This window comes from Diaphorobacter sp. LI3 (assembly GCF_022807955.1).
Classification (GTDB): Bacteria; Pseudomonadota; Gammaproteobacteria; order Burkholderiales; family Burkholderiaceae_C; genus Diaphorobacter; species Diaphorobacter nitroreducens.
The window spans coordinates 2,073,176-2,087,990 of the sequence record NZ_CP094346.1 but is presented as its reverse complement, the minus strand read 5'-3'; the positions used below and the strand labels follow the sequence as shown (position 1 = coordinate 2,087,990).

At 64.3% G+C, this 14,815-nt stretch carries 16 protein-coding genes; 11 read left to right on the top strand and 5 right to left on the bottom strand.

The features are described 5' to 3' along the window. Nucleotides 1-160: 160 nt before the first annotated feature. Nucleotides 161-454, top strand: coding sequence for a helix-turn-helix domain-containing protein (locus tag MRB47_RS09710; RefSeq protein ID WP_059400945.1), 294 nt, complete (start codon nucleotides 161-163; stop codon nucleotides 452-454). Between the two features lie 353 nt (nucleotides 455-807). Here MRB47_RS09710 and MRB47_RS09705 read toward each other — a convergent pair whose 3' ends face one another. Further along, complete coding sequence (locus tag MRB47_RS09705; RefSeq protein ID WP_252102568.1) at nucleotides 808-1,122, bottom strand: DUF736 domain-containing protein; 315 nt, start codon at nucleotides 1,120-1,122, stop codon at nucleotides 808-810. Nucleotides 1,123-1,900: 778 nt separating this feature from the next. Here MRB47_RS09705 and MRB47_RS09700 point away from each other — a divergent pair. The 7 genes from MRB47_RS09700 to chrA all read left to right on the top strand — a co-directional run bounded on the left by MRB47_RS09700 (nucleotide 1,901) and on the right by chrA (nucleotide 6,380). Next, entirely contained in the window at nucleotides 1,901-2,230 is a 330-nt protein-coding gene (locus tag MRB47_RS09700; RefSeq protein WP_027457577.1) for an ArsR/SmtB family transcription factor, read from the top strand. Between the two features lie 12 nt (nucleotides 2,231-2,242). Continuing rightward, entirely contained in the window at nucleotides 2,243-2,713 is a 471-nt protein-coding gene (locus MRB47_RS09695; RefSeq protein ID WP_027457578.1) for an ArsI/CadI family heavy metal resistance metalloenzyme, read from the top strand. A 12-nt stretch (nucleotides 2,714-2,725) separates the two neighbouring features. Continuing rightward, nucleotides 2,726-3,223 carry an arsenate reductase ArsC gene (locus MRB47_RS09690; RefSeq protein ID WP_027457579.1) on the top strand — a complete coding sequence of 166 codons (498 nt, stop codon included), beginning with the start codon at nucleotides 2,726-2,728 and terminating at the stop codon, nucleotides 3,221-3,223. Nucleotides 3,224-3,233: 10 nt separating this feature from the next. After that, entirely contained in the window at nucleotides 3,234-4,319 is a 1,086-nt protein-coding gene (gene arsB / locus MRB47_RS09685) for an ACR3 family arsenite efflux transporter (RefSeq protein ID WP_049405857.1), read from the top strand. A 15-nt stretch (nucleotides 4,320-4,334) separates the two neighbouring features. Beyond that, nucleotides 4,335-4,757, top strand: a complete 423-nt coding sequence (arsC, locus tag MRB47_RS09680; RefSeq protein WP_027457581.1) for an arsenate reductase (glutaredoxin) — start codon at nucleotides 4,335-4,337, stop codon at nucleotides 4,755-4,757. 94 nt (nucleotides 4,758-4,851) lie between these two features. Further along, nucleotides 4,852-5,154: a PadR family transcriptional regulator gene (locus tag MRB47_RS09675; RefSeq protein WP_027457582.1), complete on the top strand. Its 303-nt coding sequence runs from the start codon at nucleotides 4,852-4,854 to the stop codon at nucleotides 5,152-5,154. After that, entirely contained in the window at nucleotides 5,151-6,380 is a 1,230-nt protein-coding gene (gene chrA / locus MRB47_RS09670; protein WP_027457583.1) for a chromate efflux transporter, read from the top strand. The genes MRB47_RS09675 and chrA overlap by 4 nt, the downstream gene beginning before the upstream one ends. A gap of 54 nt (nucleotides 6,381-6,434) precedes the next feature. On the opposite strand, the gene MRB47_RS09665 is transcribed toward chrA, so the two are convergent. The 4 genes from MRB47_RS09665 to MRB47_RS09650 form a co-directional block, all read right to left on the bottom strand. Then, nucleotides 6,435-7,391: an IS110 family transposase gene (locus MRB47_RS09665; RefSeq protein ID WP_027457584.1), complete on the bottom strand. Its 957-nt coding sequence runs from the start codon at nucleotides 7,389-7,391 to the stop codon at nucleotides 6,435-6,437. Nucleotides 7,392-8,007: 616 nt separating this feature from the next. Beyond that, nucleotides 8,008-8,217: a hypothetical protein gene (locus MRB47_RS09660; protein ID WP_252102567.1), complete on the bottom strand. Its 210-nt coding sequence runs from the start codon at nucleotides 8,215-8,217 to the stop codon at nucleotides 8,008-8,010. 62 nt (nucleotides 8,218-8,279) lie between these two features. After that, on the bottom strand, nucleotides 8,280-10,328 hold the full coding sequence (locus MRB47_RS09655) for a ParB/RepB/Spo0J family partition protein (RefSeq protein WP_252102566.1): 2,049 nt from the start codon (nucleotides 10,326-10,328) through the stop codon (nucleotides 8,280-8,282). Nucleotides 10,329-10,393: 65 nt separating this feature from the next. After that, nucleotides 10,394-11,218: a DUF932 domain-containing protein gene (locus MRB47_RS09650; RefSeq protein ID WP_252102611.1), complete on the bottom strand. Its 825-nt coding sequence runs from the start codon at nucleotides 11,216-11,218 to the stop codon at nucleotides 10,394-10,396. 741 nt (nucleotides 11,219-11,959) lie between these two features. On the opposite strand from MRB47_RS09650, the gene MRB47_RS09645 reads away from it, so the two are divergent. Genes MRB47_RS09645 through MRB47_RS09635 form a run of 3 tightly spaced genes read left to right on the top strand, consistent with a single transcriptional unit; the run spans nucleotide 11,960 to nucleotide 14,660 of the window. Beyond that, nucleotides 11,960-12,679, top strand: coding sequence for a DUF6088 family protein (locus tag MRB47_RS09645; protein ID WP_252102565.1), 720 nt, complete (start codon nucleotides 11,960-11,962; stop codon nucleotides 12,677-12,679). Then, nucleotides 12,676-13,752: a nucleotidyl transferase AbiEii/AbiGii toxin family protein gene (locus MRB47_RS09640; protein WP_252102564.1), complete on the top strand. Its 1,077-nt coding sequence runs from the start codon at nucleotides 12,676-12,678 to the stop codon at nucleotides 13,750-13,752. The genes MRB47_RS09645 and MRB47_RS09640 overlap by 4 nt, the downstream gene beginning before the upstream one ends. Then, complete coding sequence (locus tag MRB47_RS09635; RefSeq protein WP_252102563.1) at nucleotides 13,749-14,660, top strand: AbiJ-NTD4 domain-containing protein; 912 nt, start codon at nucleotides 13,749-13,751, stop codon at nucleotides 14,658-14,660. The genes MRB47_RS09640 and MRB47_RS09635 overlap by 4 nt, the downstream gene beginning before the upstream one ends. Nucleotides 14,661-14,815: the final 155 nt, after the last annotated feature.

Genomic DNA, 14,815 nt, shown 5'->3' with positions numbered 1-14,815 from the left:
AAGCTCAATTGTAGAAATCTGCAAAGTCACGTTGGCGGTTTTCCGGTTCTGTCGGAATCCGCAGAAGCGGATTTCCGTAAAAGCACGAATAAGGGCCAAAAGCATGAATGAGTTAAAGATAACGTGGTTTTAATTGTGCTGCGAATTGACGCTTCTGTCTATGCAGAAGCGATCCATCCAGCGCGGCCGGCCAGCGGGCGCCACCACCTACGATGCCGAGTTGGCGCAAGCCTTCGGCGCGGCGGTGCGCGCGCTGCGGACGGAGCGCGGCATCGCGCAGGAATCGCTGGCGAACCTCGCCGGCATCGAGCGTTCGCACATGGGCAAGGTCGAGCGCGGCGAGCACATGCCCACGCTGGCGATCATCTTCAAGATCGCCAGTGCGCTCGAATGCAGCACGGCGGTGCTGATGAGCGAGGCTGAAAGCCAGCTCGCAGCAGCGGCCCAGCCGTAGGCGCTGGGCCACCGATCCGGCGCAGCCGGTTCGGGGACTTCAGGGGCGCCAAGCATCGCGCGGCGGGGATAGGCCGCAGGGCTTTCCCCTGGGGGCAAGCGCAGCGCCACCGGCGCGAAGCCGCGATAGGGATTGAAGCCGAATGGCCATGACGGCGAAGTCGGCATGGGGCGCAGCCCGCAAAGCCCGGTCGGCGCAGTGCGCCGAATCGCCCAGCATCCGCCCTGGCAACACGAAGTCATGGTGATGCTGCCCGACCACCACCATCACGAAGCTGGAAGAGCCAAGCCTTCCAGTCTGCTAATCCACGCAGTACAGCGCCCCGCCGCAGCGGGCGGGGGCGCTGGCGGCCGTCAGGCCGCCTGGGGCTTGCTGCGCGACCAGAACAGGTCGTGCGTGCCGTCCTCGTCTTCGATCAAGCGGGCGTAGACCGTGGCCGGGAACGAAGGATCGTCGAGGGTCACGGAGATGTACTCCCGCCCGGCCTCGCTGATCTTCTTCCACGCCGCGCCGATGTCGTGACTGGCGGCCTGCAGGCGGAAGTCCGGGGCCTTCTCGTTGTCGCCCTTGTCGTTGGGCACCAGCTTGACCTTGACGTTGAGTGTCAGGGTGCGAAGTGTGCCGGTGAAGCCGTCTTTGTCTGCGGTGAAGGTGCCGATGTTGGCCATGATGATTTCTCCTTTCGGTGGAACAAGGTTCGCGCCCATCGCGTCCTTGTTGTGATCCGGCCGGCGGGGGACGGGCAGGCTGCACCGCTCGCGGTCGCAACGCAGTGGAGAGTCGGGAGGCGAAAAGAATTTGGCCCGCGAGGAATCTGCGCAGCAGAGGGGAAATTGTTTTCGCCGGACGGTTGCAGCCATGAAGCCCGAGGCGCAGCCGCGCCACCGCCAGGATTCACAACAACACAAGGACGCCTTGGGCCGAACCGCACCGAATGGAGATAGGGCCGGCTCGGCATCCCCGCACGAAGGCAGCACCGGCTCGCCCACTGACGCGGGCCAGGTCAACCACCCGACGACAGGCGAGAACGCCCCTGCCGCACTTTGCGGCGCCGGTCTTGAGGCGTGGCGTGGAAGCTCCATAGCGGTGCCGGGCGGGATGTCCGTGAACCGTCCTTCGTGACGTGATGGGCAAGAACCGCCAGCGTTGAGGACGGCACGCATTCGCACAACCTGCCGCAGCAAGCCTCGGCGTACCGGCCCCAGCCCCGCCCATTGCGGCGGAGCGCTGACTCTGGCCGATCCGGCGCAGCCGGTTCGGCGGTATCAAGGGGCGCCAAGCTCGCGCGGCGGGGATGGGCCTTGCGCCAATCCCCTGGAGGCAAGCGAAGCGCGCAGCGCCGCAGGCGCGAAGGCGTGAGCAACTGTCTTGAAAGTCAAGCCACGCAGGCTTGATCCAGCATAAGCGGCATTGCCATTGATTCAATAATTGATGTATTATTGAATAATGAATGAAGCCCAAGCCGTTTCCGCCCTCGGTGCCCTGGCCCATGCCCAGCGCCTGCGCGTGTTCCGATCCCTAGTCGTCGCCGGCCCCGAAGGGCTCACGCCCAGCGTTCTGGCCGATCAGCTCGACGTGGCCCGCAACGCGCTGTCCTTCCACCTGAAGGAACTGGCTCATGCTGGCCTCGTCACCATCGAACAGCAAGGCCGCAACCTGATCTACCGCGCCGACTTCAGCCAGATGAATGGGCTGCTCGGCTACCTGACCGAGCACTGCTGCCAAGGCAGCACGTGCGAGGTCAGTGATTCCTCCTCTGCCTGTACCTCCTGCTGAAAGGATCTCCCCATGAAGCGCTTCCACGTCCACCTGCACGTCGATGACCTGAACCGCAGCATCGGCTTCTATTCCCAACTGTTCGCCGCGCAGCCCGCGCGCGTCGAAAGCGACTACGCCAAATGGATGCTCGAAGACCCGCCGGTCAACTTCGCCATCTCCACACGTGGCAACAAGCCGGGCATTGACCACCTGGGTATCCAGACCGACGATGCCGAGGAATTGGCGGTGCTGAAGGCCCGCGCCGAGGCGGCCGACATGACGCTGCTGGACGAGGGCACCACGACCTGCTGCTACGCGCGCAGCGAGAAGCACTGGATCACCGACCCGCAGGGCGTGGCCTGGGAGCACTTTCACACGCTGGGCAATATTCCGGTCTTTAACGAAGCGGCGCCTGCAGCGACTTCCGCCGCAGCGTGCTGTACCCCGGTGCGCGGCAAGCCGATGGGCGTTGCGGTGAAGCCGGCCTCCTCCTGCTGCTGATGTGAGATACCCATGACCACCGACAAGATCTACAGCGCCCTGTTCATCTGCACGGGTAACTCGGCTCGCTCCATCCTGGCCGAAGGCATCCTCAATGAATTGGGCCAGGGGCGCTTTCGCGCCTACTCGGCGGGCAGCCACCCCAAGGGCGAAGTCCACCCACTGGCGCTCGCCACGCTGGAGCGGCTGCACATGCCGACCGCTGGCTACCGCAGCAAGAACTGGGATGAGTTCGCGGCGCCCGGTGCACCGGAGCTGGATTTCATATTCACGGTCTGCGACAACGCCGCCGGCGAGGTCTGCCCGGTGTGGCCGGGACGGCCAATGTCGGCGCATTGGGGCGTTCCTGACCCCGCAGCCGTCAAAGGCACCGATGAGCAGAAGCGCAAGGCATTCACGGATGCGGCGCTGACGCTGCGCCGACGCATCGAGCTGTTCCTGTCGCTGCCGCTGCAGCGGCTGGACGCCATGTCGTTGCAGCATGAGCTGCGCAATATCGGTACGAAGTGAGGCCGGGGCAATGAATGCAATCCCTGAAGCGCTGCGGCCTGAACAAGCGCCGCAGCCCATGAGCCTCTTCGAGCGCTACCTGACGCTGTGGGTGTTCCTGTGCATCGTGCTGGGCGTGGCCCTGGGCCAGTTCGCACCCGGCGTGTTCCAGGCCATCGGCCGCCTCGAGGTCGCGCAGGTCAACCTGCCGGTGGGCCTGTTGATCTGGGTCATGGTCATTCCCATGCTGCTCAAGGTGGACTTCGGTGCGCTGGGCCAGGTCAGGCAGCATTGGCGCGGCATTGGCGTGACGCTGTTCATCAACTGGGCCGTCAAGCCGTTTTCGATGGCGCTGCTGGCCTGGATCTTCGTGCGCCAGATCTTCGCCCAGTGGCTGCCGGCCGACCAGCTCGACAGCTATGTTGCCGGCCTGATCCTGCTGGCCGCCGCGCCCTGCACGGCCATGGTCTTCGTCTGGAGCCGGCTGACCGGCGGCGACCCGGCGTTCACGCTGTCGCAGGTGGCGCTGAACGACACCATCATGGTCTTCGCCTTTGCGCCCATCGTCGGCCTGCTGCTGGGCCTGTCGTCCATCAGCGTGCCCTGGAGCACGCTGATGGTGTCGGTGCTGCTCTACATCGTGATCCCGGTCATCCTCGCGCAACTCTGGCGCCGCGCGCTGCTGCGCCAGGGCCAGGCCGCCTTCGATGCCGCGCTGGCCCGCATCGGCCCGCTGTCCATGGCCGCGCTGCTGCTCACGCTGGTGCTGCTGTTCGCCTTCCAGGGCGAGGCCATCCTGCGCCAACCGCTGGTGATCGCCATGCTGGCCGTGCCCATCCTGATCCAGGTGCTGTTCAACTCGGGGCTGGCCTACTGGCTCAACCGCCAGGTGGGCGAGCAGCACCGCATCGCCTGCCCGTCGGCACTGATCGGCGCTTCCAATTTCTTCGAATTGGCGGTGGCCGCCGCCATCAGCCTGTTCGGCTTCCAGTCCGGCGCGGCGCTGGCCACCGTGGTCGGCGTGCTGATCGAGGTACCCGTGATGCTGCTGGTCGTGCGCGTGGTCAACCGCTCGCGCGGCTGGTACGAATGCGGCCCGAACCCTTCCTCCCGCTAACCCAGGCAAGCCACCATGAGCAACATCACCATCTACCACAACCCCGCCTGCGGCACGTCGCGCAACGTGCTGGCCCTGATCCGCAACAGCGGCGAGGAGCCCACGGTCATCGAGTACCTGAAGACGCCGCCCGACCGGGCGACGCTGACGGCACTGATCGCCGCGATGGGCGTATCGGCGCGCGCCGTGCTGCGCGAGAAAGGCACGCCCTATGCCGAGCTGGGCCTGGATGACCCGCAGTGGAGCGACGTGCAGTTGATCGACTTCATGCTCCAGCACCCCGTCCTCATCAACCGGCCCATCGTGGTCACGCCGCTGGGCACGCGCCTGTGCCGGCCATCGGAGGCCGTGCTGGACATCTTGCCGCAGCCGCAGCGCGGCGCGTTCAACAAAGAGGATGGTGAGGCCGTGGTGGATGCTGAGGGTCGCAAGGTCTAAATACCTCTGCGTGCGCAGTCGGGTGATCTGAAGCTGATATTATCGAATTTCGTTATCGATATTCGATATGAAAGAACAATCGACACCGCGCGCTATGGAGCACCACGACTTGCTGTCGGGACTGATCCGCCTGCATGTGCTGCACCACGCGGCCGAGCAGGAGATCTACGGGCAATGGATGATCGACGAGCTGGCCCACCACGGCTACCGCCTCTCTCCCGGAACGCTGTACCCGATGTTGCACAAGATGGAGCGCGACGGCTACCTCGTCTCCCGCCAGGAGCGTGAAGGGCGCACCGTGCGCAAGCTCTACACGATCACGCCCAAGGGCAAGGAAGGCTTGGCACTGGCCAAGGAACGCATCCGGGAGTTCACCGGGGAGGCGATGCACAAATGACAGATTCAACCAACACCTTGCAGCATGAGTCCGCAGCCGCGCGCGGCTCACCCGTCGAAGTCTTCGGCGCCTTTCTCAAGCTGGGGCTGACCTCCTTCGGCGGGCCGATCGCGCACCTGGGCTATTTCCGCTCGGAGTTCGTCGAGCGTCGCCGCTGGCTGGATGACCGCAGCTACTCCGATCTGGTCGCCCTGTGCCAGTTCCTGCCGGGGCCGGCCAGCAGCCAGGTCGGTATGGCGCTGGGGTTGGGCCGCGCGGGCTGGCTGGGGCTGCTGGCGGCCTGGGCCGGATTCACCTTGCCATCGGCGATTGCGCTGATCCTGTTCGCCTTTGGCATCGCCGAGTACCAGGGGCTGGCCCAGTCCGGCTGGGTGCACGGGCTCAAGGTCGTCGCCGTGGCCATCGTGGCGCAAGCGGTCTGGGGGATGGCCAAGTCGTTGTGCCCGGACCGGCCGCGCGCCGCGCTGGCCATTCTGGCGGCGCTGCTGACCATGGTCCTGCCCTCGGCCGCGGGACAGCTTGCCGCCATCGCGGTGGCTGGGCTGCTGGGCTGGTGGACATTGAAGATCGCGCAACCCGGCGGCGGCCACGCCCACAGCTACCCCGTCTCGCGCAAGCTGGGCATCGTGGCGCTGCTGCTGTTTGCCGCACCGCTCGTCGGGCTGCCCCTGTGGGCGGCAGCCACGGACTCGTCCACGATAGCCCTGCTGGAAGGGGTGTACCGCTCCGGTGCACTGGTCTTCGGCGGTGGACACGTTGTGCTGCCGCTGCTGCAGGCCTCGGTGGTGCCCAGCGGCGTCGTGAGCAATGCCGACTTCCTGGCCGGCTACGGTGCGGCGCAGGCCGTGCCGGGGCCGCTGTTCACTTTCTCGGCCTACCTCGGCGCGGTCGCCCACGGACCGCTGCATGGCTGGATCGGCGGGCTGGCACTCCTGGGCACGATCTTCCTCCCCGCTTTTTTCATGCTGGTCGGTGCACTGCCGTTCTGGGAAGTGCTGCGCCACCGCGCGGGCATCCAGACGGCCATGGCCGGCATCAACGCCGGCGTGGTCGGTATTCTGGTGTCCGCCCTCTATGACCCGGTATGGACGAGTGCCATCCACAGCAAGGCGGATTTTGGGCTGGCGCTGCTCTCGTTCGGGCTGCTGACGGTGGGACGCGTGCCGCCAGCGCTCGTGGTGCTGCTGGCCGGGCTGGCGGGCTGGGTCATGGCGATGGGTATCTGAAGCCCATTCGCCGGCGCAGCGGCCGGCCGGACATGGGGACACTCTCCAGCAATTTCAGGCCTGTGCAAGCTGGTCATTCCATGGCCGCCCGCTTTTGACCATGGCATTCAGGATAATCAGCAGCTTGCGCATGCAGGCCACGATGGCCACCTTCTTCGGCTTGCCTGCCGCCAGCAGACGCTCATAGCAACGCCGTATCACGGCGTTGTGACGCATGGCGACGATGGCGGCCATGTACAAAGCGCTCCTGACCGCGGCACGTCCGCCGCAGATGAAGCGTTTGCCGCGGGCCTGGCCCGAGTCCCGGTTCATCGGAGCGACGCCTACCAGCGCAGAGATCTGCCTGGCCTTGAGCCGGCCAAGCTCTGGCAGCTCGGACATCAGCGTCGCAGCCGTTGCCGGACCAACCCCTTTGACGCTCTTGAGCAAGGCGGCCAGATCGGGCTGATGGTACGCCAAGTGTTCCGCAATCCTCCGATCCAGCGCTTCAAGCTGTCTCGACAGCACATCCATCAGTTCCACAATGTCCTGCACCACCTCGGCATGCGCCATGTGCTTGCGCTGGCGCTCACTGACCAGAAGGCGCACCAGTTGCCGGCGTCGAAGCACCAGTGCATGAAGGTATTGCTGCGCCTGGTCTGGCATCGGCTTGATGAAGCGGTCTCGATCCGGCCGCAGATTCAGCACCTGGGCCAGCTCAGCCAGCATGCGGGCATCCACGCTGTCGGTCTTGACTAGGCGCCCCATGGCCTTGGCGAAGTCCCGTGCCTGCCGAGGGTTGATGACGACGACAGCGAATCCCGCAGCTTGAAGTGCGCAGGCGCAGGCCAGTTGGTACTGTCCGGTCGCCTCCATCACGATCAGCGAGACCTGATGGTTTTTCAGCTCTTCGATCAACGCTTGATGCCCGGCACCATCGTTGCTGAATATGGCCGTAGGCTGCTCGTGCCCCATGGCTACATCCATGGTCTTCTTGGAGATGTCGATACCGACTGCAATTTGATTGGCCATGATCCCTGCGTCCCTTCCTTGCAAATGCGAACGGCGTTCACGCAACTGTTCGGGCTTTCAGAGATCGGGCGCATGCATGCGCCCAAGACTCACGCACGGGCTCCATGGGCACCGAGGGATGACGGGCTACATGCTGCGGCCAACCCCGAACCCTGACAGGTCCGGGCGTGACGGCACTGCCGGACACGCACTTCAAAGATACAAGGGATTGAAGCCGAATGGCCGTGACAGCGAAGTCGGCACGGGGCGCAGCCCGAAAGCCCGGCGGCGCATCGCGCCGACACGCCCAGGCCGTTCCAGATTTCCATGCAGGAAACGCGGATATGCCGCCGATGAAATGGAAGCGGCCCACGCTGCGGGGTATGCACGCGACAAGCCGAAAACTGCTGATGATTCCCGCGCAGGGTGGGCGCTTCGGCTTGCAGGCCCATGTGGGCCTGCCCATTGCCGGGCGGGAGGCCCGACCACTTCAACGCCGCCGCATGAGCTACGGCGAAGGCGGCGGCGTTCTGATTTGGCTGTTGGCCTTGAACACCGGGCGCGGCCACTGCCGCGCCCGGATTTTGCGTTTCACCGCGCCCAGGACGGAACGACCTGGGCGCGGTGCTGAACGCGGTTATTCCTTCGTCTCGATGATCCACCACACGGCACGCGGCAAGGCGCGGCCCGTGATGGGGTGAATGTCGGTGAGGTCGGCGCGGGCCGACCAGCCCGAGGGCGGGCGGTAGCCGCGCACGTCGCCATCGCCGTGCCAGCGGCGGGCGCGCACCGTGCCGGGGGCGTAGATCGCCGCCATGCGCGGGCGGCTGGTGGTGGTACGGGTCATGGGAGCTTTTCCTTCCAGCGAAGCGCCCCGGTCGGAGCCGGGGCGTTCGCCTTCTGCACGGGTCAAGCGGCCAGCGCCTCGGCGGGTTCATCCGCCATTGCCTCGGCATCCTCCGGGCCAGCCTCCTGCGCGGCATCCTGCGGGCCTTCGGCCTTGAAGATGGCAGGCATCCAGCCCGTGCCATCGGCCAGCCGCTCGGCTTCGCTGGCAATGTCGGCCTTCTTGAGCTTTGCCAGCCGGGTGACGGATTCCGGTGCAAACGCGCCCACGGCATCCAGAATCACGGCCTTGGAAACATGCTTGAAGTAGCCTTCGGCGGTCGGCTGCCACCATGCGGCCATGTCGAGGCCCACGGCCTGCGCCAGTTCCGCGCCGCGCTGGTGCGGCGTGGCGCGAGGCGTCACCACGTCCACCGTGGAAGCCACGCACACGGCCAGCAGTTTGACCAGTTCATCTTGCGGCTTCGCCAGCAGCACGGCGAACAGTTCGGCGCTGTCCTCCGGCAACCCTTGACCGGCCACCTGTTGCAGTTCGCGCAGTGCCACGGCGGCGGGCGATTCCGGCCAGTCCGGGGCCATGCCTTCCAGTCGGTCTTGCGGTTTCAGGCTCACGCCCAGCGGCAAAGAATCACGGTTGAGGCCGTAGCGGCTTTCCTGCAAGACGGTCTGCACCATGCCATGCACCACGGCGGCCAGCGCGGATTGCGGATGCCGTGCGACTTCGATTTGCAGCGCGGCGGTGCGGTGGGCGCTCAAGCGTTGCGCCAGCCGGTCAGACATGGCGGCGCTCTTGGGTTGCTCGTCGTCCTCGCCTTCGTCGTCGTTTTCGGCATCCTCGCCGCTGAACCCTTGGCGCAGCCGTTCCAGTGTGCGCAGCGCCTTGGCCTCGGCCTCGCGCATCAGACCGCGATGAATGACCGCCTCGCCGTTGCGGTCGATGCTGACGATGGCACCGGCTGCGGCCTTCACGTTCGCGCCGTAGTCCTGCAAGCCATCTTCCAGCGCCTGCAACTGCTCGCCCAGGGTTTCGCCTTCCTCCTGCAAGGCATCGGCCTTTTCCTCGTCGTCGGCGTCCATCGCGGCGTCCACAGCTTCACCGATGGCCCGCATTTTCTCTTGCAGCTTTTCGATGCGCTGCGCTTCGCGCTTGTTTGGCTCGCGCCGTTCCCTCGGCGCACGCTGGAAGGCGTGCAGGTCGGCATGAGTTACGCCCGGCGTGGCGTCCACCCACGCCCAACCCTCGGCGCGGACAGTGGCGGCAATGCCTGCCAGCTTGTCTTGCGCCAGCCGTTCCAGCAGCGCGGCGTCGGTCAGGTACACGCCCGCATCGCCTTCCGCGAACAGGTCACGGCGGATGCCGCCGCCTGCGGCTTCGTAGCTGTCCAGTCCGACGAAGCGCACCAGCGGATGCCGGTAGGCGTCGATTTCCCGTTCGGTCAGGCGCTCGCGCAAGTGCGAGGGATGGCGCTGCCACTGCGGCGCATCGTAGAACGCGGCTTCCTGCGCGGCGTGGTCGTCGGTGATGGCAAGGGCCATCAACTGGTCAAGGCTCACAGCATCGGCCCGATAGTCCGCCATCAGGCGCGGCGAGACATTCGCCAGCTTCAAGCGGCGCTGCACCACCAGCGGCGTGACGCTGAAATCCGCCGCAATGTCCTCGATGGGTCGGCCTTCGGCCACCAGAGCGGCAAACGCTTCAAACTGGTCTGCCGGGTGCATGGCTTCGCGCTGCACGTTCTCGGTGAGGCTGGCCGTGCGGGCCGTGCCATCGGCCACCTGCAAGCAAGGCACCTCCCAATCCTTGGCGATGCGGTGTTTCTTCGCCAGCAGCTTCAACGCGGCGAGGCGACGGCCACCGGCCACGACTTCGTAATGCTCGCCATCGGCGGATGCAATCACGATGAGGTTTTGCAGCAGGCCCACGCGCTGGATGCTCGCGGCCAGTTCAGGGATGGACATGCGCGGGGTCTTGCGCACGTTGCGGCCCGTGGGGCGCAGCACCAGCCGCGACAGCGGAACCAAAATCAGGTTCTTGGTCGGGTCAGCAGCTTCCAGCGGAATAGCTGCGGCGGTATTGACGGCGCGGGCTTCGGTTTGGGTGATGGCGTTCATGGTGTATCTCCAATCGAGTGAAACAAGGGAATGGAGGGGAAACCGCCCCTCCGGCGGGGGAGCGGTCAAACCTTGAGGGAGCGCATGCCATCAGCCAGCAGCCACAGGGCGCGGTTCAGGCGAATGTCGGAATCAATGCCCTGCACGGGCCGGGTGCTCTGGCGGCGTCCATTGCTGCTGCGGCCATGCAATCCGCCCTTGGTCAAGTTCTCCTGCGTGCGGTTGAACACGCTCCACAGGTCGGGGCGGCGGTCGTCGAACCGGCGCGGCATCAGGATTTGCGATTCGGTGATGGGCGCGGGCTTGTCCGGGTCGTCGTACTTCAACGCAAGCGCAGCACGGGCGAACACTTCGGCTTCGCCATCGTCCAAAGTGATGCTGCGCATCAGGTCGCGCGATTCCTTCACGCGCTCGAAGCCGCTCAACACCTCGAAAGCGCCTTCGATGACGGAACCGGCCACGTCGCCTTTGTGGGGCACGCGCACATCGGCCACGGTGTCACCACACACAAGGCCATTGCTGCACACGAAGCGGAACATTCCGGCCAGCATCTGATAGCTGCTCGTGCCGTCGTGCGAGTTCAGCAGCACGATTTCGTTAGCCTCCGCGCCGTTGATCTGGCTGGCATGGCGCAGGCGCAGCATGTGTTTGGTGTGCTCGCGCTTGCCTTCATCGCGCACGCGGGTCTGCGTCACCATGAAGGGCTGGAAGCCTTCTTTGCGAAGCTCGGTCAGGACGGCAGCGGTCGGGATGTAGCTGTACCGTTCGGAACGGCTCTCGTGCGGGGCGTCCGCGAAGATGGACGGGGCCACCCTGCGAATCTGGTCATCGGACAGCGGGTAGTCGCTGCGCAGCGCCGGGGAGTGGGAAGCGAAACGGGTTGCAAGCATGTCGTTCTCCTGAACAAGAAGGCTGTTGAAGAAAACCGCACACCGGATTCCTAGATTCGGAGCCCAGCCTTGCGGCTGTTCGGTGCGGTCGGCACGAGGAACCCGGTTGGCCCTGTTGCCACCGTCTTTCCTGAGTTCATCGCCCGCGACGAAAGGGAGCCCGTGGACGGGTGCAGTCAAGGAGACAAGCGCAGGGTTGGTGCGGCCCGCAGGCGCAGCCGAGGACACGGCCCTGCGCGCCTTGACGGCACACGGCCGCGGGCTACAGTCGCGGACAAGGTGATGAAGTCAGGGAAGACGGCTGAACAAGGCAACGGCTATCCCTGTGTGCCGACCGCACGGCAAGCGAAGCGCGCAGGCCCGAAGCTGGAAGCCGGGCCGGAGGCGTCAGCCGAGCAGCGCGAGGGGACGATGGAAGCCCGACAGGGGCGAGACGCCGTGACCGCAGGGAACGGGGGCTCGATGCGCTGCGAGCACGACAGCGCGACCGGCCATCTCCCTGGGGGGCCGGGGGCGCCCGCATCGCGGTTCATGGGCTTGCACGATCAATCCATCGGCATACGGATCCCGAGCCGTAACGCTGCTCGTTGATAGAACAAGGGATCCATTTTGTCCGAAGAACTCTACATTTTTCGGACATAATGAGCTTGTCGAGATCGACAAAAAGCTGAAGTTTCACCACAAATTTCGGACAAAAGTCTTGCCACAAGTCCGCAAAACAGCTACAAACATCGGACAAACATGTCCGACCTCAAAGCTGCTGTTCTATCCCTCATCACAACTGGCGGGGCCAGCCACGTCTGGGTGCCGACCGACTTTGCTGCTTTCGGCAGCCGCGATGCGGTCGACAAGACGTTGCAACGCATGGTTCACGACGGTGAACTGCGACGCATCGACAGAGGGCTGTATGACCGGCCGACGATCAACAGCCTGACCAAACGACCCACCAGCCCAGACTATTGCGCTGTCGTCGATGCCATCGCCCGTCGGGATCAACTACGGCTGCTGGTCGATGGCATGACTGCGGCGAACGACCTTGGCCTGACCGACGCAGTGCCTGCCCGTGTCACGATCCACACCGACGCCAGACGTCGATCCGTGAAACTGGACAACCTCGTCATCGAGTTCAAACAGACGGCACCCAGCCGCCTGTACTGGGCTGGCCGACCGGCCATGCGTGTCGTGCAGGCCCTCCACTGGCTGAAGGACACCCTGACCACCGACAGGCAGCGAGTCTTGAGCAAGCTGGGCAAGCTGCTAGCAGATCCAGTCCACGGCGATGCCATACGCAAAGACCTTCTGGAAGGCTTCAACACATTGCCGACCTGGATGCAAAGCTTCGTACGCGAACTGCCGGGATGCGATCCCAAGGCTGCGGCCACCACACAGCTCAAACGCCCCAAGGCCAACACCAGCGCAAAGCGCCCTCGCCCAAAAAGCGCGATCGGGGAGGCTGCTTGAACGCCGACTTCAAGACTGTGATCGCGGCAACAGATGCTGAGCGACGGGATCTCTTCCTCGGCGCGGCAGTGCGCCTGGGCACTGCCGTCCAAAACGTCGAGAAAGACTTCTGGGTCTGCTGGACCCTGGACGCACTGTTCAACGGCCTGCCTGTTGGTGGCCCACGACTGCTCTTCAAGGGTGGTACGTCACTGTCGAAGGCCTTCGGGCTTATCTCCCGGTTCTCCGAAGACATCGACATCACGGTCTTCCGAGATGACCTCGGTCAGGGTATCGAAGCGGCAGACCTGGAGGGGCTCAGTGGCAAGAAGCGCCGCGCTCGCCTCGACGCCATTCGCAATGCCTGCCAAAGCTACATCGCAGGCCCGCTGACCACCCAGTTCACCGAAGTCGCGGCGGCTGCGATTCCAGGGATGCGTTTCCGACTGGAGGCTGACCGCGACGACAAGGACGGTCAAACCCTGTTGTTCTGGTATCCCGCAGTTACGGCTACCGAGGGCGACTACATTCGCGCCGCTGTCAAGATCGAGGCCGGCGCGAAATCCGCGCTGGACCCGCACATCGCCGCGACAGTGACGCCATACGTGGCGGCAGATGTGCCCGACCTGAACCTAGCTGTCGGAAACGTCACGACGGTGCAGCCGGAGCGAACGTTCTGGGACAAGGTCATCATCCTGCACGGCCTGCGCCAGTGGTATGACCGCCGCAAAGAACTGCGACACGAAGGCCAACGGGTCTCGCGCCACTACTACGACATCCATCGGCTGATGCAGGCGGAGGGAGGGGTAGACTGGCAAGCCGATCACCATCTTGCCGCCGACTGCGCAACGCATGCCAGGTTGTTCTTCGGCAGCCCTGACCTAGGGTTGGACTCAGCGGTCCCAGGCACATTCACGCTGACTCCCGACGCCGCGATGCACGACGCGCTCGGGCGGGACTACGCAGCCATGTCCGGAATGATCTTCGGCGACATCCCTTCCCTGGATACGGTGCTAGCCAGCGTCGCGGCGCTGCAAGAAGCGATCAACGTCGCAGCCTCTAAGCCAACCTCACGCAGGGGGGTGTCCGCATGATCGACTATTACAGCGACCGCGAAAACGGACCTGTCGCCCGCACCGAAGACGTGATCACACCAGCGGTGTGGGCTGCCATCGTCGCCACTGTCCAGGGCTTGATCAACAGCGGCGCATTCGGTCAGCGATTCCCAGACCGCTGCCCTGACGGGCAGGCCGTTTGCGGCTGTGACGAAGCCGCCTTTGGCGCAGCTGTCGTCGGTGAAATCCGCGGCCTGGAATGGCCGCTGCAAACGACCCAAAGAGTTGAAGAAGGCTTTAGCTCTCAGTGGGAGCCGTTCGCACCAGACACCCTCCTCATCCTGGACTTTGTGACATTCGTTCACGCCATGGTGGCGAAACCCATCCAGCGCGAATATCACAAGTTTCTGCGGCACGATCACCTGGTGTTTGACCAGGCAGCTGGTCAAGAAGACTTCTGCGAAACGATCAATCGCTACTTCGCGCGCAACGGCCTTGCCTTTGAAATGCAGCCGACAGGCCGCGTCATTCGTGTGCTGCCTCCGGTCATCGATCTGGCGCTCAGGCGCACGACGTTTAACACCGGCGAGCGCACCTTGGATGTCCTGCTCGAAGAAGCACGAACCAAGTTCTCAGACCCCAACCCTCTGATCAGGCGCGAAGCGCTGGAGCGGCTTTGGGATGCTTGGGAACGCCTCAAATCCTTGGAAAATCCGTCAAACAAGAAAAACTCGGTCCACCTTATTCTGAGTGCGGTGACTGCGGAGCCCACGCTGTACGCACGGCTGAACGCCGAAGCGCTCGAATTGACCTCCATAGGTAACGATCACCTCATTCGGCACTACGAAGTCGATCAAAAGCCTGTGATCGACGCCGATCACATAGATTATTTATTCCATCGCCTGTTCGCAATGATCCAGATGATGCTCAGAAAAAAGGCGACCTGAACATGCTCGTTAGATTGCACGCCTCCCCAGTACAGCCATTTCTGCACTTGACCGCAGGAAAGGATGAACGCTCCATCTGCGGAAGAGGCTGCGTGTATGTCGAATCGAATATCCTCTAAGGATGCTCAAACACCATGAATAACAACAAATACTGC

Bases quoted from the DNA above. Each gene is read 5' to 3' on its own strand.
- MRB47_RS09710 (WP_059400945.1), top strand. From the start codon at position 161: ATGCAGAAGCGATCCATCCAGCGCGGCCGGCCAGCGGGCGCCACCACC.
- MRB47_RS09705 (WP_252102568.1), bottom strand. From the start codon at position 1,122: ATGGCCAACATCGGCACCTTCACCGCAGACAAAGACGGCTTCACCGGC.
- MRB47_RS09700 (WP_027457577.1), top strand. From the start codon at position 1,901: ATGAATGAAGCCCAAGCCGTTTCCGCCCTCGGTGCCCTGGCCCATGCC.
- MRB47_RS09695 (WP_027457578.1), top strand. From the start codon at position 2,243: ATGAAGCGCTTCCACGTCCACCTGCACGTCGATGACCTGAACCGCAGC.
- MRB47_RS09690 (WP_027457579.1), top strand. From the start codon at position 2,726: ATGACCACCGACAAGATCTACAGCGCCCTGTTCATCTGCACGGGTAAC.
- arsB (WP_049405857.1), top strand. From the start codon at position 3,234: ATGAATGCAATCCCTGAAGCGCTGCGGCCTGAACAAGCGCCGCAGCCC.
- arsC (WP_027457581.1), top strand. From the start codon at position 4,335: ATGAGCAACATCACCATCTACCACAACCCCGCCTGCGGCACGTCGCGC.
- MRB47_RS09675 (WP_027457582.1), top strand. From the start codon at position 4,852: ATGGAGCACCACGACTTGCTGTCGGGACTGATCCGCCTGCATGTGCTG.
- chrA (WP_027457583.1), top strand. From the start codon at position 5,151: ATGACAGATTCAACCAACACCTTGCAGCATGAGTCCGCAGCCGCGCGC.
- MRB47_RS09665 (WP_027457584.1), bottom strand. From the start codon at position 7,391: ATGGCCAATCAAATTGCAGTCGGTATCGACATCTCCAAGAAGACCATG.
- MRB47_RS09660 (WP_252102567.1), bottom strand. From the start codon at position 8,217: ATGACCCGTACCACCACCAGCCGCCCGCGCATGGCGGCGATCTACGCC.
- MRB47_RS09655 (WP_252102566.1), bottom strand. From the start codon at position 10,328: ATGAACGCCATCACCCAAACCGAAGCCCGCGCCGTCAATACCGCCGCA.
- MRB47_RS09650 (WP_252102611.1), bottom strand. From the start codon at position 11,218: ATGCTTGCAACCCGTTTCGCTTCCCACTCCCCGGCGCTGCGCAGCGAC.
- MRB47_RS09645 (WP_252102565.1), top strand. From the start codon at position 11,960: ATGTCCGACCTCAAAGCTGCTGTTCTATCCCTCATCACAACTGGCGGG.
- MRB47_RS09635 (WP_252102563.1), top strand. From the start codon at position 13,749: ATGATCGACTATTACAGCGACCGCGAAAACGGACCTGTCGCCCGCACC.